Raw genomic sequence first — 18,202 nt, 5'->3', positions numbered from 1 at the left:
CTCGCCTGAAACCGCTAATGTCTGGGCACTTATTGCGAGTTAATCAGGCCATTTGTTCTTTTGCCCCGAGGTCAGTGCAAAATACAGTTTAAACGGCGGCGGCCGATTTCGCTATTCCTCAGAAAAATAGCACGGGCGGACGCATGAAAACGATTTTTTGGTGTGTTTTCAATGCGCCGTGACTACGCAAATCACTAATTGGAGACGTGCATTGACCATCGATTCGGACCTTCTTCACTATTACGGCCGCGTCGCGGAAGCGTTCCCGCCGCTCGGACCCGATGCGGATGCGTCCGCTGTGCGCCAGCGGTTCAAGGCGGTCGCCCAGGCGTACTCGGGCGCGCGCGACGACGCCATCGCCGTCGAGGACATTGACGTTTCTTTACAAAGCCGCTCGCTTGCCGCGCGCATCTATCGGCCGAAGGCGGCAAGCGGACCGCTGCCGTTGCTTGTCTACTTCCACGGCGGCGGCTGGGTGGTGGGTGACATCGAGACGCACGACGGCCTCGTCGCGCGGCTCGCGCTCGACGCGCAGTGTGCCGTCGCGAGCGTCGATTATCGGCTCGCGCCGGAGCATCCATTCCCGGCTCCGTGCGACGACGCACTGGACGCGCTTCTGTGGTTGGCGGAACATCGTTCGCGGCTCGGTTTCGCGACGGACAGGCTGGGCGTCGGCGGCGACAGCGCCGGCGCGCATCTGGCGGTCGTCGCGGCGCGCGGCGCGAATCAGCGCGTAGCGGGCCTGGTCAACATGCAACTGCTGCTGTATCCGGTGATGCGCCGCCAGTTCGACAGCCCGAGCTGTCTCGCCAATGCCAACGGGCCGGGTCTCACCAACGACGAAATGCGCTGGTACTGGACGCAGTTTCTGTCCGGCGCAGCGCCCGACGAGCACGACGTTCGCGCGTTCCCGCTTGCCGAGCCGTACGAGCGGACGCCCGCGCGCGCCTTGATCGTGGCGGCCGCCTATGATCCGCTCTACGACGACGCCTACGAGCTTCAGCGTTTCCTCGAAGCGAACGGCGGTCGCGTCGAGATGATCGACGCGACCAACATGACGCACGGCTTCGGCCGCCTGCATGCGCAGTCCGGCGCGGCGCTCGACTGGTTGCGGCGAACCGGCGAGCGCGCGGGCGAACTGCTGCGCGCGGAACGCTGACGCGTTACTTCAACCACTTGTCGACGACAGTCTGGAACTCGCCGGTCGAACGCGCGAGGTGCAGCCATTGATCGACATACTGTTGCCACGCGACGTCCCCGCGCGGCAGCAGATACGCCTTCTCGCCGAACTGGAACGGCTTGTCCTGATGCACCGAGCACAGACCGGGATTCAGCTTCTGCTGAAGCAGCGTCTCGGAGGCGTCCGTGACCATGACGTCGGCGCGGCCGTCGAGTATCTGCTTGAAGATCGTCACGTTGTCCGGATACTCGATCAGCTGCGAGTGCGAGAAGTATTGCTTCGCGAAGCGTTCGTTGGTGCCGCCCGGATTGACGATCGTGCGCACGTTCGGCTGGTCGATCTGCGCGACGGTCTGATACTTGTCGACGTCGCCGCAACGCACGATCGGCGTCTTGCCGTCTTCCATGTACGGCGCGGTGAAAAACCCGCGCCTCTGCCGCTCGAGCGTCGTCGACACGCCGCCGACCGCGATATCGCACTTGGCGACGAAGTCGTTCATCAGATTCGACCACGACGTTTTGACGTAATCGGCTTTCGCGCCGAGCGATTTCGCGAGGCTGTCGGCAAGATCGATGTCGATGCCTTCGAACTGACCGTCCGCCCGCAAGAACGAATACGGTTTGTAGTCGCCGGTCGTGCAGACGCGCAGCGTGTGGCGCGCGAGCACTTCGTCGAGCCGCGAGGCGTACGCGGGCGCGGCCTGCACGACGCTGCCGCCCTGAACGGTCTGGGCGTGCGTGACGTTCGATGCGAGAAGCGGCCAAGTCAGCGCGCAGGCGGCGAGACGGAAGGACATGCGTTTCATCGATGCTCCTGGTTCTAGTTGTGGTGGGCCGCGACGACGCCGGCGGCCATCGATGATAACGAGCGTCCGCGCGTCTGCAAATCATCTCGAAATCGCCGCGACGCGCGCCGATTTGCCGCCGCGCTGCCGCGAAAACGGGCAGCCGGTCCGGTAGAATGGACGATTCTTCAGGCTTCGGCACCGAGCGACGTGGCACACACTCTTCTCAACGACACCTTCTTGCGTGCGCTGCTGCGCCAGCCGACCGAATACACGCCGATCTGGCTGATGCGTCAGGCCGGCCGTTATCTGCCCGAATACAACGCCACGCGCTCGCGCGCCGGCAGCTTCCTCGGCCTCGCGAAGAACCCGGATTTCGCCACCGAGGTCACGCTGCAACCGCTCGAACGCTATCCGCTCGACGCCGCGATTCTTTTCTCCGACATCCTCACTGTGCCGGACGCGATGGGCCTTGGCCTGAACTTCGTCCAGGGCGAAGGTCCGCGTTTCGAACGCACGGTGCGCACCGAAGACGACGTAAAGCGTCTTTCGGTGCCGGACATCGGCGCGACGCTGCGCTATGTGACCGACGCCGTGAGCCAGATCCGCCGCGCGCTCACCGACGCGCAAGGCCGCCAGAAGGTGCCGCTCATCGGTTTTTCCGGCAGCCCGTGGACGCTCGCGTGTTACATGGTCGAAGGCGGCGGCTCCGATGATCACCGGACCGTAAAGGCGATGGCTTACGCGCGGCCCGACCTCATGCACCGCATTCTCGACATCAATGCGCAAGCCGTGACCGCGTATCTGAACGCGCAGATCGAGGCGGGCGCGCAGGCCGTCATGGTCTTCGATACGTGGGGCGGGGCGCTCGCCGACGGCGCGTATCAACGCTTTTCGCTCGACTACATTTCGAAGGTCGTCGCCGGTCTGAAGCGCGAACACGACGGGGCGCGGGTGCCGGTCATCACGTTCACGAAGGGCGGCGGGCTGTGGCTTGAGGAGATCGCCGCCACGGGCGTGGATGCGGTCGGCCTCGACTGGACAGTGAACCTGGGCGCGGCACGTGAGCGCGTCGGCGGTCGAGTGGCGCTACAAGGCAATATCGATCCGGCCGTGCTCTTCGCGCCGCCCGAGGCGATTCGCGCCGAAGCGCGCGGCGTCCTGGACAGCTTCGGGAATTTCCCGGGCCACGTGTTCAATCTGGGACACGGCATTTCGCAGTTCACGCCGCCGGAACACGTCGCGGAACTGGTCGACGAGGTGCATGGGTACAGTCGCGCCATGCGCGCGCAGGGCGCCTCGCGATAATCAGCGATGCTGCGGCGCAGCGGGCGTCGATGCTCGTCCATGGCGGGCGCGTACGTCGGCTTTCGGGACTGCCCGCGGTTCGCGGTCTCTTGCGATGTCAAGGTGGACTTATGCACATTTTGTTCGTTGCATCGCGCCATCAGACGTATCGCCGCCCATAGCCCATAAAAGCCGGCTATTCTTGCTGTAAGTCGCTGATTCCACACAACTTATAAGAGTCTTGTCCGATATGTGGGCAAACGCACGCAAGCGATCCGCGACATTCTTTGCGGCGGACCGCGCGGAACTTCTCAACAAAGTTATCCACAGGGCTGTGGAAAGCGGCGGAAAACCAAAAAAAACCGGACACTTCCCGGCGACGTTGACGTTTCACATTAACTTCGTCCGCGCGAGGCTTGCACCGCCGTCTCACGCCCGCAGTGCCGGGCCTTGCGGACGCTTCACGCGATGACGGACGTCTTCGTGCGCGTTGCCGTCGATCAGCCCATGCCCGTGCTGTTCGACTACCGCTATGCGCTGGCCGGCGAACCGTCCGTCGGCGCACTCGTCGAGGTGCCGTTCGGACGGCGCGACGTCGTCGGGCTGATCTGCGAGATCACGTCCGAGACCGAGGTGCCGCCGAACAAACTGCGCGACGTGACACGCATCTGCCGCGAATGCCCGCCGCTTTCCGCGCAGTGGATCGCGCTCGCGCATTTCGCGGCGGAATACTACCAGCGCGGGCTCGGCGAAGTGGCGCTGCCGGCGCTTCCGCAAGCCTTGCGCGACGCGTCGCGGTGGGATCGGCTGCTCGCGGTCGAGGAGCGTTTTCGGCTGCTGCCCGCTGGTCGCGATGCGCTCCCCGACGCGCTGCCCGTTCGCGCCCACGCGCTGCGCCGTCTCGCCGCGGCGCTCGCGGAACATGAGTTGTTGACCGTATCGGACGCCCGCGCGCTGCATCCGAAGGCGTCCGCCACTTTCGACGACTGGCTCGCGCGCGGCTGGATCGAACGGGCCGCGCCAAGCGAACCGACGCGGCCCGACGCGCCGTCATCGCCGACCGGCGGGGCGTCGCTCCCGCAACTCACCGACGAACAACGCGAAGCCGTCGATGCCATCGCGGGCGCTCAGGAGTTCGCGCCGTTCCTGCTCCACGGCGTGACCGGCAGCGGCAAGACCGAGGTCTATCTCCACGCGCTGGCCGCGTTGCTCGCGTCGCGGCCCGACGCGCAGGCGCTCGTCCTCGTCCCGGAAATCAACCTCACGCCGCAGTTCGAAGCGGCCTTTCGCCAACGATTCGCCGCGCTCCCGCCGGATTCCATCGTCACCATGCACAGCGGCCTGGCCGAAGGCGAGCGCGCGCGCAACTGGCTCGCGGCCCACACCGGCAGCGCGCGCATCGTGCTCGGCACGCGGCTCGCCATTCTCGCGTCGATGCCACGGCTCGCGATGATCGTCGTCGACGAGGAACACGATCCGGCCTACAAGCAGCAGGAAGGCTTGCGCTACTCGGCGCGCGATCTGGCGGTCTATCGCGCGAAGCAACTGGAAATTCCGGTGGTGCTGGGGTCCGCGACGCCCTCGCTCGAAACGTGGTGGCAGGCCGAGCAGGGCCGCTACACGCGACTCACGTTGACGCGCCGCGCCGTGACCGACGCTGTGCTGCCGACCGTGCGGCTCATCGATCTGGAAGAAGAACACAGGCGCGGCCGGGCGTCGGTCGAAGGGCTGTCAGGACCGCTCATCGCGGCGCTGAAGTCGCGGCTGGAGCGCGGCGAGCAAAGCCTCGTGTTTCTGAACCGACGCGGCTACGCGCCGATTCTCTCGTGCGATGCCTGCGGCTGGGTCGCGGGCTGCCCGCGTTGCAGCGCCTATGCGGTGCTGCATAAGCCCGAGCGTGCGCTGCGCTGCCACCACTGCGGCTGGGAGTCGCGCATTCCGAAGTCGTGCCCGGATTGCGGCAACATCGATATCGCGCCGATGGGCCGTGGCACGCAGCGCGTCGAGGAAACGCTCGCGAGCGTGGTGCCGGGCGCGCGCGTGCTGCGTATCGACGCCGACAGCACGCGGCGCAAAGGCAGCGCGCAGGCGCTGTTTTCGGACGTCCACGCGGGCGAGGTCGATATTCTCGTCGGCACGCAGATGATCGCGAAAGGACACGATTTCCGGCGTGTCACGCTCGTCGGCGTGCTGAACGCGGACACGGCGCTCTTTTCGCACGACTTCCGCGCGAGCGAGCGGCTCTTCGCGCAACTGACACAGGTGAGCGGCCGCGCCGGCCGCGCCGGGCTGCCCGGCGAAGTGCTGATCCAGACGCGCTATCCGCGCCACGCGCTTTATCTCGCTTTGTCGCGACAAGACTACGTCGGATTCGCGAACGCCACGCTTGCCGAGCGACGGGACGCGCGCCTGCCGCCCTTCGTCTATCAGGCGATGCTGCGCGCTGAAGGCCGCACGCTCGAAGCCGCGATCGCGTTTCTCGAAGACGCCGCCGCCGCGTTCGCGCCGTTGCCCGGCTCGGACCGCGTGACCGTCTACGATCCCGTGCCGCTCACCATCGTCAAGGTCTTCAACGTGCACCGCGCGCAACTGCTGCTGGAAAGCGGCTCGCGCGCCGCGCTGCAAACGGCGCTGCGAGCGTGGCAGCCGGTGCTGCGCTCGCTCAAAGGCGTGCTGCGCTGGAACGTGGAAGTCGACCCGCTCGACGTTTAATCGCGGCGGGCCGCCCGCCGCTCGTCAGACTTTCGCGCGCGATGCCTCCGCGCCGCCGCGAACCGGCGTCGCCTCGTCGCGCGTATCGTCGACATGATGCGTACGCGACGACGCCCCGCGCACGAACAGCACCATGCAAAGCGCGAACATCGCCCAAACCCCGACCACCACCATCCACGTGCTCATGTTGTCGTTCCCCGTAGCTGCTTTTGTAGCGCCGGACGGCGCGCATCGCTTTATATCGGCAGCGGGGACGCATTTACTTAGGGGTTGTCCCAAAAAACCTCGGGTTAGGGAAACTACTAGGCGATTTCCGCCACCGGACAAGCATCCGAAAAACAGCCGAGACGCCCGCCTCACAACGGTTTGGCGGCGGTGCAACCGTCTCGAAAATGCTGGTTGCACCTTTTAAATCAGCGGGGTACGATTCGCCAACTTTTAGGTCCCTGGCCGGGTAAGCGTGACCGGCAAACGAAGGAAATATGGCGAGCACAACCCTTGGCGTGAAAGTCGACGATTTGCTGCGGTCCCGGCTGAAAGACGCCGCCACGCGGCTGGAACGCACCCCTCACTGGCTGATCAAGCAGGCGATCTTCGCGTACCTGGAGCGGATCGAGCACGGCCAGCTTCCGCCGGAACTCTCGGGCGTGAACGGCACATCTGAAATGAGCGACGCCGCGACTGTCGAAGGCGACGAAGACGGTGCGCCGCATCCGTTCCTGGACTTCGCGCAGAACGTGCAACCGCAGTCCGTGCTGCGCGCGGCCATCACGGCGGCGTATCGCCGTCCGGAGCCGGAGTGCGTGCCGTTTCTGATCGGTCAGGCGCGACTGCCGGCCACCGTTGCCGGCGACACCGAAAAGCTCGCGACGAAGCTCGTCGAAACGCTGCGCGCGAAGAGCAAGGGCGGCGGCGTGGAAGGGCTGATCCACGAATTCTCGCTGTCGAGTCAGGAAGGCGTGGCGCTGATGTGTCTCGCCGAGGCGCTCTTGCGCATTCCCGACCGCGCCACGCGCGACGCGCTCATTCGCGACAAGATCAGCAAGGGCGACTGGCGCTCGCACATGGGCCAGGCGCCGTCGTTGTTCGTCAACGCCGCGACGTGGGGCCTGATGATCACCGGCAAGCTCGTGACGACGAACAGCGAAGCCGGCCTCTCGTCGGCGCTTACGCGCATGATCGGCAAGGGCGGCGAGCCGCTGATCCGCAAGGGCGTCGATATGGCGATGCGTCTGATGGGCGAGCAGTTCGTCACCGGCGAGACCATCTCCGAAGCGCTCGCGAACAGCCGCAAGTTCGAAGCGCGCGGTTTCCGTTATTCGTACGACATGCTCGGCGAAGCCGCGACGACCGAAGAAGACGCGCAGCGTTACTACGCGTCCTACGAGCAGGCCATCCACGCGATCGGCAAGGCGGCCGGCGGGCGCGGCATCTACGAAGGCCCGGGCATTTCGATCAAACTGTCGGCGCTGCATCCGCGTTACTCGCGCTCGCAGCAGGAGCGCACGATGAGCGAACTGCTGCCGCGCGTGCGCGCGCTGGCGCAACTCGCGCGCCGCTATGACATCGGCCTGAACATCGACGCCGAGGAAGCCGACCGTCTCGAACTCTCGCTCGATCTGCTCGAAGCGCTGTGCTTCGATCCGGAACTCGCGGGCTGGAACGGCATCGGCTTCGTGGTGCAGGCGTATCAGAAGCGTTGCCCGTTCGTCATCGACTATCTGGTGGATCTCGCGCGCCGCAGCCGTCATCGCTTGATGATTCGTCTCGTCAAAGGCGCGTACTGGGATACCGAAATCAAGCGCGCGCAAGTGGACGGCCTCGAAGGCTACCCGGTCTACACGCGCAAGATCTATACGGACATCTCGTATCTCGCGTGCGCGAAGAAGCTGCTCGGCGCGCCGGATGCCGTCTATCCGCAATTCGCGACGCACAACGCGTACACGCTGTCGGCCATCTATCACCTCGCGGGCCAGAACTACTATCCCGGCCAGTACGAGTTCCAGTGCCTGCACGGCATGGGCGAGCCGCTGTACGAGGAAGTCACCGGCCGCGACAAGCTGAACCGTCCGTGCCGCGTGTATGCGCCGGTCGGCACGCACGAAACGCTGCTCGCGTATCTGGTGCGGCGTCTTTTGGAAAACGGCGCGAACACGTCGTTCGTGAACCGCATCGCGGATGAGTCCGTTCCGGTGAAGGACCTCGTGCGCGATCCGATCGACGAAGCGCAAGCCATCACGCCGCTCGGCGCGCCGCACGCCAAGATTCCGCTGCCGCGTCAGCTGTACGGCAACGAGCGCCTCAATTCGATGGGCCTCGATCTTTCGAACGAGCACCGGCTGGCGTCGCTGTCGTCGGCGCTGCTCGCGAGCGCGAATCATCCGTGGCAGGCCGTGCCGATGCTGGAACGCGACGACCCGCAAAACGGCGTCGCGCGCGAGATTCGCAATCCGGCGGATCATCGCGATGTCGTCGGCACCGTGGTCGAGGCGTCGTCGCAACAGGTGAGCGCGGCGCTCGCGAACGCGGTGGCCGCCGCGCCGATCTGGCAGGCGACGCCCGTCGAAGACCGCGCGGATTGCCTCTCGCGCGCCGCCGACCTGCTCGAAGCGCAGATGCACACGCTAATGGGCCTCGTCGTGCGCGAAGCGGGCAAGTCGCTGCCGAACGCGATCGCCGAAATTCGCGAAGCCGTCGATTTCCTGCGCTATTACGCGTCGCAGATTCGCGCGGAGTTTTCGAACGACACGCATCGCCCGCTCGGGCCGGTGGTGTGCATCAGCCCGTGGAATTTCCCGCTGGCCATCTTCATGGGTCAGGTCGCGGCCGCGCTCGCGGCGGGCAATCCGGTGCTCGCGAAACCCGCCGAGCAGACGCCGCTGATCGCCGCGCAAGCCGTGCGCATTCTGCGCGAAGCCGGCGTGCCGGCGGGCGCGGTGCAACTGCTGCCGGGCGATGGCGAAACCGTCGGCGCGGCGCTCGTCGCCGATGCTCGCACGCGCGCCGTCATGTTCACCGGCTCCACCGAAGTCGCGCGCCTCATCAACAAGACGCTCTCGGAGCGCCTCGATTCCGATGGCCGCCCGATCCCGCTCATCGCGGAAACCGGCGGCCAGAACGCGATGATCGTCGATTCATCCGCGCTCGCGGAACAGGTCGTCGCGGACGTGATGCAGTCTTCGTTCGATTCGGCCGGTCAACGCTGCTCGGCGCTGCGCGTTCTTTGTCTGCAGGACGATGTCGCCGACCGCACGCTCGACATGCTGACCGGCGCGATGAAGCAGCTCGCCGTGGGCAATCCGGATCGCCTGTCGGTGGATGTCGGTCCGGTGATCGACGCCGACGCGAAGCGCAGCATCGACGCGCACATTGCGGCGATGCGCGAGAAGGGCCGCAAGGTCGTGCAGCAGCCGCTGCCCGATGCGTGCGCCCAAGGCACGTTCGTGCCGCCGACGCTTATCGAGCTGGAAAGCATCGACGAGCTGAAGCGCGAAGTGTTCGGGCCGGTGCTGCATGTGGTGCGTTACCGCCGTGCGTCTCTTGATAAACTCCTCGACCAAATTCGCTCGACGGGGTACGGACTCACGCTGGGCATCCATACGCGGATCGACGAAACCATCGCGCATGTCATTCAGCGCGCGCACGTGGGCAACATCTACGTGAACCGCAACGTGATCGGCGCAGTGGTCGGCGTGCAGCCGTTCGGCGGCGAAGGTTTGTCGGGCACGGGTCCGAAGGCGGGCGGCGCGCTGTATCTGCAGCGTTTGCTTGCCAAGCGCCCGACCGGCTTGCCGAAGTCGCTCGCGAGCACGCTCGTCGTCGATGAGACGCCGTCCGCCAGCACGCCCGCCGCCGCGCTCACCGCGTTGCGCGACTGGGCCATCGGCGAACGCGATCCGCAGACGGCCGCGCGTTGCGACGGTTATCTGCAACATGTGCTGGCGGGCGCGACGGCCGTGCTGTCGGGTCCGACGGGCGAGCGCAACACGTACACGTTGAGCGCGCGCGGCACCGTGTTCTGCGTGGCATCGACGGCGAGCGGCGCGCGCGCACAGTTCGCCGCCGTGCTGGCGACCGGCAACAAGGCGCTTTTCGCGGGATCGGCGGGCGAGCAACTGGTCGCATCGCTGCCGCCCGCGCTCAAGGCGCATGCGTCGGTGAGCAAGGATCCGGCAGCCGGCTACGATGCCGTGCTGTTCGAAGGCGACAGTGACGAACTGCTGTCGCTGGTGAAGGAAGTCGCCAAGCGCCCGGGGCCGATCGTATCGGTGCAGGGCGTCGCGGCGGGCACGTTCGCCGACGCTGGCCACGACGGCGAAGACTACGCGCTCGAACGTCTGCTGACGGAACGCTCGGTGAGCGTGAACACGGCGGCGGCGGGCGGTAACGCGAATTTGATGACGATCGGTTGAGACTTGCGGCGCCCGGTTCAGACAAATTCAAAACAAACGGCAGCAGGCACGGCGATCCCGGCAATAAGCTGCCATCCACACTGGTATTAGGAGAAGCTATGAAGCACACGATGACCAAGCTGGCAGCCGCCATGACGCTCGCCGGCCTGTCGTTCGCGGGGACCGCATTCGCACAGCAGGCAGACGAGGTGAAGGTCGGCTTCGCCGGCCCGATGACCGGCGCGCAGGCTCACTACGGCAAGGACTTCCAGAACGGCATCACGCTCGCGGTCGAAGACTTCAACGCGACGAAGCCGGTGATCGGCGGCAAGCCGGTTCGCATCGTGCTGGATTCGGCGGACGACCAGGCCGACCCGCGCACGGGCACGACCGTCGCGCAGAAGCTCGTGGACGACGGCATCAAGGGCATGCTCGGCCACTTCAACTCGGGCACGACCATTCCGGCATCGCGCATTTACGCGAACGCTGGCATCCCCGAAATCGCGATGGCCACCGCGCCGGAATACACGACGCAGGGCTTCAAGACCGCGTTCCGCATGATGACCTCGGACACGCAGCAAGGCTCGGTCGCGGGTGAGTTCGCGGTGAAGAACCTGAAGGTGAAGAAGATCGCCATCGTCGACGACCGCACGGCGTACGGCCAGGGTCTTGCCGACCAGTTCGAGAAGGCGGCGAAGGCGGCGGGCGGCACGATCGTCGATCGCGAATTCACGAACGACAAGGCTGTCGACTTCAAGGCGATTCTGACCAAGATCAAGTCGATGAATCCGGACCTCGTGTACTACGGCGGCGCCGATTCGCAGGCCGCGCCGATGGTCAAGCAGATGAAGACGCTCGGCTTCCGAGCGCCGCTGATGGCGGGCGAAATGGTGAAGACCGACACGTTCATCAAGATCGCGGGCGAGTCGGCGGAAGGCACGGTGGCATCGCTCGCCGGCTTGCCGATGAACGAAATGCCGGGCGGCGCGGCGTACGAAGCGAAGTACAAGAAGCGCTTCAACGAAGACGTGCAGACGTACTCGCCGTACGCGTACGACGGCGCGATGGCCATGTTCACCGCAATGAAGGCGGCCAACTCGACGGACCCGGCGAAGTATCTGCCGGTGCTCGCGAAGACCGACATGCAAGGCGTGACCACGAACCACCTCGCGTACGACGCGAAGGGCGATCTGAAGAACGGCGGGATTACGCTGTACAAGGTCGTCGGTGGGAAGTGGACGACGTTGCAGAGCGTGGGCGGGAAGTAAGCCTTAGTCGCAGCGTTTGAGGAAACGGCCCGGCGTGCGCAAGCGCGGCGGGCCGTTTGTCTTAGATGGAGCGCTCGCCTTCCCTAGATTCGACCACGTCGCCGGTGGCGCAGCAGGCAGGTGCCGGCAACTAAGAATACAAGCGCTCCCACTGCCGCGCTTTCAAGTGCCGTCGCCAGCGCCCGACCGCCGCATTCATCGCCGCAGGGTGTGTTGGAATCCGGTAGCGCGAGATACAAGCTAGTGAAACCGGCGACGAGCGCGCCACAGACTAATAGTCCGGCATAAAGAAGCGCGCGCTTCACTTTATTTCCCAGAATAGAATCGTCTTCGCCTGCGAGAGGTCCGAGTAGAAATTCTCGGGTCCGATACCGATGGCAGAGAGCGGGTTCCATACGTGCGAAATGCCAAGGCCGAATCTCAAAGTAGTCTCCGTGCTCGGCGTAAGGCGCTGTCCGTCCCACAGGTCGATGTGGTCGCCGCTCGGTTGTCTCTCTTTGAGCGAGCGCCGCCAATAGCTGCCGAAGAAAGCGATACCGGTACGGCCTGTGATCTTGTCTTTCCAGTCTTCGCCCGTAACGGTCTCGGGCGGCGGGCAACCGGCGAATGGCTGCAAGCCCAGCCATTGCGCTACTTCCTTTGCGCGAAGCATATGGCTTCGGGGATGACCGCGAAACCAGCAAGTTTCTCCCTTGAACGATTTATTTGTAATGCCGACTGCGGCCAGGCATGCTCCGAAACGAATTGCGCATTCGTCTTCGAATGCAGCTTTTCCAGTTGATGGATCAATGCAGGGCGCAGACTTCGGATAGGCGGCCCATAGTTCGGCGAACGAGACCACTCTTAGATTCACGAGTTTTACCGAGCCGGGGATTCGGTTGGTTTGGACGATGGTTTTTGCGTTCGGCATTACTTCCAATCCTTGTGGCTCAGAGCATCGTCGCCCCAGTGAATCTCGTAAGTCTCCGCACTGCCGGTGTATATGCGAGGCAAGCGGCAAGTACTGTCAGTCCGGCCGCACCGGCTTTCTCCGTCTGCTTTCGATATCAGGTACGGGTAGCCCTCCGGGACGTTCGAGGCACATACGCACTCATCGAAAGCGCCCGCACTCATCCACGCGCTATCTGTACCGGCCACGTTTGCGGAGCCGATCGACCCAACGATATCGGCCAGATCGTCGTACCACGCTTCTCCCGCGCGTTTCGCCACGATGTGAGGATGCTCGGGACAGCCGCAGATGACCAAGTCTTCGTCTAGCGCAATCTGACTCTTGCCGAGGGTCATGCGACGAGGACCGCCGGCTTTGGCGATGTAGCCGGTAGTTTTACAGGCGGGGCAGTACGCCGATCCATTGATGAGCGCGGCCTGATGTCCCTCACTGCCCATTGTGAATGGCATTTCCACCTGACGGCGAATTTCACCGCCGTTACTGAGCATGTCGCCAACTACTGCGATTCGTCGCATCATGAGCGGCCTCGGGTATTGATTCGTTATGCTTGATAGTTGCCTGGTGCAGCGGCCTTAATATATCGACCGCTTTCGCAGGGCCGACTGCTAGCGTACTAACCAAACGAACGATGGGGCCGCGGCAACCGCAAAATGAGCGCCGAAATTACAATTCTTCACGACGCCCATGGGATCGACGCGCAGTAAGGGCCTTAGTCGGAGGTTTCATGATCGTCGAATTGCCGCTTCACCGAATACGCGCGCCTCTTATCGGCGCGTTCGCGAAAACGGCTGGCCGCCCCAGAACCGGCAGCCATGCGCTACTTGTTTGAAGAGGTAATCAGCCGCTAGGGCCGAACGCTTCCCCAAGAGCCGGCGCTATGTCCGACGCTTGGGGTGGTTTTCAAATGTCCCGCGCAGCCAACCAGCGACAACTCACTTCTTTCCCTGCTCCCGCACCTGCTCCAACGTCGCCCCGGGCGTGCTCTGATCCTGCGGAATACGAATCTCGATGACCGCAGGCAGCCCCGAACCCACCGCGCGCTCGAACGCCGGCATGAACTGCTCGGTCGCCTCGACCCGCTCCCCGTGCGCCCCAAACGCCCGCGCATACGCGACGAAATCCGGGTTCGTCAGCCCCGTACCATGCACGCGATGCGGATAGTGCCGCTCCTGATGCATGCGGATCGTGCCGTACTGCGCGTTGTTCACCACCACGAAAATCACCGCCAGTCCATATTGCATGGCCGTCGCGATCTCATGGCTCGCCATCATGAAGCAGCCGTCGCCCGCAAAGGCGATCACCGTGCGCTCCGGATAAAGCGACTTCGCCGCGATCGCGGCCGGCACGCCGTAACCCATCGCGCCGCTCGTCGGAGCAACCTGCGAGCGGAAGTGCCGGTACGCGTAGTGCCGATGCAGCCACGTCGCGTAATTCCCCGCGCCGTTCGTGAGAATCGCGTCGGCGGGCAGGCGCTCCGAGAGCGTGCGCATGATCTCGCCGAGCTGGACGTCGCCAAGCATCGGGCGCGGCTTGCGCCACTCGAGATACGCGGCATGCGCGGCTTCGGCGCTTCCGGCCCAGGCAATCTCGGCAGGCGGTTCCAATGAAGCCAGCAGCGACGCGATCTCCGGCATCCCCGAAACGATCGGCAAATCCGCGCTATACACGCGCCCCAGTTCCTCCGCGCCCTGATGAACGTGGATGAGCGTCTGCTTCGTCTTCGGGATGTCGAGCAATGTGTAGCCGCCCGTCGTCGATTCGCCCATGCGCGGGCCGAGCACGAAGAGCACGTCGGCATCGCGTACGCGGGCGGCCAGCGCCGGATTGATGCCGAGGCCCACATCGCCCGCATAGTTCGGGTGCTCGTTGTTCAGCGTGTCCTGGAAGCGGAACGCGCAGCCCGCCGGCAGTTGCCATCGCTCGATGAAGCGGGCGAAATCCTGCGTCGCCGCTTCGGTCCAGCCGCTGCCGCCCGCGATCACGAACGGCTTCTTCGCATTCCCCAGCAGATCGCGCAGCCGCTCCATCTGCGCGGGCGCGGGCGACGCCGCGACGCGCTGGTAATGCGGCGCGGGCGGCACGGCTTCGCATGCTTCGGTCAGCATGTCCTCGGGCAGCGCGAGCACGACCGGCCCGGGCCGGCCCGCCGTCGCCACGTGGAACGCGTGGCTCATGTATTCCGGCACGCGACGCGGATCGTCGATCTGCGCGACCCACTTCGCCATCTGCCCGAACATGCGGCGGTAGTCGATCTCCTGAAACGCCTCGCGATCCATATGGTCGCGCGCGCATTGGCCGATGAGCAGGATCATCGGCGTCGAGTCCTGATACGCGGTGTGCACGCCGATGGACGCGTGCGTCGCGCCCGGCCCGCGCGTCACGATGGCGACGCCCGGCCGTCCGGTCAGCTTGCCGACGGCTTCGGCCATGTTCGCCGCGCCCGCCTCGTGGCGGCACACGATGGTCTGGATCTGCGCGGTCTCGTCGTGCAGTGAATCGAGGACGGCGAGAAAGCTCTCGCCCGGCACGCAAAAGACGCGTTCGACGCCGTGATGCGCGAGTGCATCCACGACGAGACGCGCGCCGGTGGTCTGACGGGAAAGAGCGGAGGAAGCGTCGGAGGTCATGCGGTCAAGTCTCCTGTTGTATTGCGGCCGAAGCCGGCATTGCGCACTGAGCCCTAAAGCTTACGCCGCCGCGAGGCCCGTTGTCCGCTGCGAAGCGAAATCCAAGCGGAATCTTTTCCCGCCTCGGCGCCGCCGGAACGCCCGGACGTCGTCCATCAGTCGAAATACCCCTGTTTCCCACCCTTTATCCCGCGATAGGCCGAAGGGCATCTTCGCAATAATGGCTTCACTGAAAAGCGGACGCCCCGAACCATCCGGCAGCGCCCGCCTCGCAAAGATCGCAGTCTCATACCTCATCGGGGGCAAGTTTGAACATTCGTAAATTCATTGGCGCCAACAGCCGCGACGCTCTGCGCCAGGTTCGTGAAGCGCTCGGCCCCGATGCCGTGGTGTTGTCGAATCGCACGCTCGACGACGGTTCCGTCGAGATCGTGGGCGTGGCGGATCGCGACATCGCATCCATTTCGCCGGCCGCGCACGAACAGGCGCCGGCCGCATTCCCGAGCGCCACGCCGCGCTCCGCGCTCGCGCAAGCCGCGGCCGCCGTGGCCGCGAAGCAACCGGCCGCCGCGAATCCTTACGCGAGCGGCGACGTGTTCTCGTCGGTTTTCGGCGCGAATCCTGAAGCCCATACGGATGACCTCGACCACCGCGACGCGCCGCGCGACGCCCAAGCCGACGACGCACCGCGCACGATGGCCGAGTCGAATCCGTGGCTGATCGAGCACGCGCGACGCATCGCCGAGCAGGCCGCGATGCCGTCGAATCGTCCGCTGTCGGCATCCGCTGCGATCGCTCGCGGTCTGGGCGTGCCGGTGCCGCCGAAGGCATCCGCAGCGAAAGCCGCCGACAAGCTCGCGGATCAGCGTGCCGAGAAGCGCGCCGACAAACCCGAGCCGAGCAACTACGCGATGCGCGAGTCCGCGCAGCCGAAGATCGACACGCCCGACTGGGCGCGCGAAGCCGCGCAAGTCGCCGCGCGCCGCGCCGCCCACAAGATCAACGCGGGCGCGCCGCAAGCCGAAGCCTCGCCCGACAATGCGCTCGAAGGTCTGCCCGCGAACGCGGCCGCCGTCGTGACCGACGCGATTCGCGCACGCATGGAGCAAGTCGTCAACGAAACGGTGATGCACGAGCTCTCGTCGATGCGCGAGATGATGGAAGAGCACTTCTCCGGTCTCCTGTGGGGCGAGCGCCAGCGCCGCAGCCCGGGCAACGCCGGCCTCACCAAGCGCCTGTTCGCGGCCGGTTTCTCCGCGCAACTCGTGCGCATGGTCGTGGACAACATGCCCGAGATGGAAAGCGCCGAGCACGCGATGGAATGGGTGCAGCAGGTGCTCGAATCGAACCTGCCGGTCATGGCGAGCGAAGACGCGCTGATGGAACGCGGCGGCGTGTTCGCGCTGATGGGCCCGACGGGCGTCGGCAAGACCACGACCACGGCCAAGCTCGCCGCGCGCTGCGTGATGCGCTTCGGCGCAAGCAAGGTCGCGCTGCTCACGACCGACAGCTACCGGATCGGCGCGCACGAGCAACTGCGCATCTTCGGCAAGATTCTCGGCGTCTCGGTCCACGCGGTGAAAGACGCCGCCGACCTGCAACTCGCGCTCTCGGAGTTGCGCAACAAGCACATCGTGCTGATCGACACCATCGGCATGAGCCAGCGCGATCGCATGGTGTCCGACCAGATTTCGATGCTCTGCGGCGCGGGTCATCCGGTGCAGCGCCTGTTGCTGCTCAACGCGACCAGCCACGGCGACACGCTCAACGAAGTGGTGCAGGCGTACAAGAGCGCGGCCGATCAGCCGCCGCTCGCGGGCTGCATCCTGACCAAGCTCGACGAAGCGACGAATCTCGGCGGCGTGCTCGATACCGTCATCCGCTACAAGCTGCCGGTGCATTACGTCTCGACCGGCCAGAAGGTGCCGGAGAACCTGTACGTCGCGACCAAGCGTTTTCTGATCAAGAGCGCGTTCTGCATTCCGCGCGAGGGTTCGCCCTTCGTGCCGCAGGACGACGAGGTGCCGGCACTGCTCTCCGCATTGTCCGCGCGCGCCACCACCGAACTGCATGAGGTCCGCTTTGGATAAGTTCGTGCTCGATCAGGCTGAAGGTCTGAGAAGGCTGCTCACGCGAGGCGGTTCGCGCGTGGTGGCGGTGGCGGGCGGGCCGGCGGGCATCGGCTGCACGTCGGCGGTCGTGAATCTGGGCGCGGCGCTGTCCGTGCATGGCAAGGACGTGCTCGTGATCGACGAGCGGGCGAACGCGGCATCCGCTGCGCGCCTGGCCGGTACGTCCGGCGCCGGGGCGCTCGCCGCGGTGATGTCGGGCCGCGAGGCGCTTCAGGACGCGGTGACGCGCACGCCGTTCGGCTTCTCGCTGCTCGCCGCGCCGCGCGACGAACGCATCAGCCACGACGCCGCGCAGTGCCGCGCGCTGCTCGAAGGTCAGGCGGACATCGTTCTGATCGACGCGCAGCTCGATCGATACGGCGCGCTCTCGTCGCTCGCGGCGCAGGCGCATGACTTTCTCATCGTGACGCGGGTGGCCGCGTCCGCGATCACCGAGGCGTACGCGTGCATCAAGCGTCTGCACTACGCCCATGCGATCGGCCAGTTCCGCGTGCTCGTGAATCACGTGCAGAACCCGGCCGACGCGGCGGTCGCGTTCGACAACCTGTCGGGCGTCGCGAGCCGGTATCTGGCCGTGTCGCTCGTGCAGGCAGGGTATGTGTCCGAGGATGCGCGCGTCACTCGGGCGAAGGAGCTCTCGCGCTGCGTGGTGGAAGCGTTCCCGGCGACAGCCGCGGCGCGCGACTACCGGCAGATCGCGGCGGAGCTTCTGCATTGGCCGATGCGTCCCGCCCCGACCGGGAGCGAGACGCAGGTCCGGAATGACGCGCGGTTTTCGGTTGGCGAGGCTGACAAGGGCGGACGGGAGACGGGGCGCATGGCGTCGTTGTTTTCCAGTCATGCATTGACCAGTACGGCGTCGATGTGATCAA

General features: G+C 65.4%; 12 protein-coding genes. 7 read left to right on the top strand and 5 right to left on the bottom strand.

Annotation, left to right across the window (positions count from 1 at the left end):
- Positions 1–211: 211 nt before the first annotated feature.
- A complete protein-coding gene (locus NCR35_RS00815; protein ID WP_250532637.1) occupies positions 212–1,159 on the top strand; it encodes an alpha/beta hydrolase in 948 nt (315 codons plus the stop codon).
- Between the two features lie 4 nt (positions 1,160–1,163).
- Here the strand turns inward: NCR35_RS00815 and NCR35_RS00810 are convergent, their stop codons facing one another.
- Complete coding sequence (locus NCR35_RS00810) at positions 1,164–1,976, bottom strand: transporter substrate-binding domain-containing protein (protein WP_502801635.1); 813 nt, start codon at positions 1,974–1,976, stop codon at positions 1,164–1,166.
- A 198-nt stretch (positions 1,977–2,174) separates the two neighbouring features.
- Here NCR35_RS00810 and hemE point away from each other — a divergent pair, with 198 nt between their 5' ends.
- Positions 2,175–3,272: a uroporphyrinogen decarboxylase gene (gene hemE, locus NCR35_RS00805; protein WP_250532635.1), complete on the top strand. Its 1,098-nt coding sequence runs from the start codon at positions 2,175–2,177 to the stop codon at positions 3,270–3,272.
- Between the two features lie 447 nt (positions 3,273–3,719).
- Positions 3,720–5,963: a primosomal protein N' gene (locus tag NCR35_RS00800; protein ID WP_250532634.1), complete on the top strand. Its 2,244-nt coding sequence runs from the start codon at positions 3,720–3,722 to the stop codon at positions 5,961–5,963.
- A 24-nt stretch (positions 5,964–5,987) separates the two neighbouring features.
- Here the strand turns inward: NCR35_RS00800 and NCR35_RS00795 are convergent, their stop codons facing one another.
- On the bottom strand, positions 5,988–6,149 hold the full coding sequence (locus NCR35_RS00795) for a hypothetical protein (RefSeq protein WP_175938639.1): 162 nt from the start codon (positions 6,147–6,149) through the stop codon (positions 5,988–5,990).
- Positions 6,150–6,445: 296 nt separating this feature from the next.
- On the opposite strand from NCR35_RS00795, the gene putA reads away from it, so the two are divergent.
- A complete protein-coding gene (gene putA / locus NCR35_RS00790; protein ID WP_250532633.1) occupies positions 6,446–10,375 on the top strand; it encodes a trifunctional transcriptional regulator/proline dehydrogenase/L-glutamate gamma-semialdehyde dehydrogenase in 3,930 nt (1,309 codons plus the stop codon).
- A gap of 98 nt (positions 10,376–10,473) precedes the next feature.
- Positions 10,474–11,622 carry a branched-chain amino acid ABC transporter substrate-binding protein gene (locus NCR35_RS00785; RefSeq protein WP_244847519.1) on the top strand — a complete coding sequence of 383 codons (1,149 nt, stop codon included), beginning with the start codon at positions 10,474–10,476 and terminating at the stop codon, positions 11,620–11,622.
- Positions 11,623–11,923: 301 nt separating this feature from the next.
- Here NCR35_RS00785 and NCR35_RS00780 read toward each other — a convergent pair whose 3' ends face one another.
- From NCR35_RS00780 to NCR35_RS00770, 3 genes are all read right to left on the bottom strand, one after another.
- A complete protein-coding gene (locus NCR35_RS00780) occupies positions 11,924–12,532 on the bottom strand; it encodes a T6SS effector amidase Tae4 family protein (RefSeq protein WP_250532632.1) in 609 nt (202 codons plus the stop codon).
- Positions 12,532–13,089: a PAAR domain-containing protein gene (locus NCR35_RS00775; protein WP_250532631.1), complete on the bottom strand. Its 558-nt coding sequence runs from the start codon at positions 13,087–13,089 to the stop codon at positions 12,532–12,534. The genes NCR35_RS00780 and NCR35_RS00775 overlap by 1 nt, the downstream gene beginning before the upstream one ends.
- Positions 13,090–13,503: 414 nt before the next feature.
- Positions 13,504–15,198: a thiamine pyrophosphate-binding protein gene (locus NCR35_RS00770; RefSeq protein ID WP_250532630.1), complete on the bottom strand. Its 1,695-nt coding sequence runs from the start codon at positions 15,196–15,198 to the stop codon at positions 13,504–13,506.
- A gap of 308 nt (positions 15,199–15,506) precedes the next feature.
- On the opposite strand from NCR35_RS00770, the gene flhF reads away from it, so the two are divergent.
- Positions 15,507–17,288, top strand: coding sequence for a flagellar biosynthesis GTPase FlhF (flhF, locus tag NCR35_RS00765; protein WP_250532629.1), 1,782 nt, complete (start codon positions 15,507–15,509; stop codon positions 17,286–17,288).
- Complete coding sequence (locus NCR35_RS00760) at positions 17,281–18,198, top strand: MinD/ParA family ATP-binding protein (protein ID WP_250532628.1); 918 nt, start codon at positions 17,281–17,283, stop codon at positions 18,196–18,198. Before flhF ends, NCR35_RS00760 begins: the two co-directional genes overlap by 8 nt.
- The last annotated feature ends 4 nt before the right edge of the window (positions 18,199–18,202 follow it).

The organism is Caballeronia sp. AZ10_KS36, from assembly GCF_023631105.1.
In the GTDB taxonomy this organism is placed as follows: Bacteria; Pseudomonadota; Gammaproteobacteria; order Burkholderiales; family Burkholderiaceae; genus Caballeronia.
The sequence above is the reverse complement of the archived record's forward strand: the minus strand, read 5'-3'. Positions and strand labels throughout refer to the sequence as shown.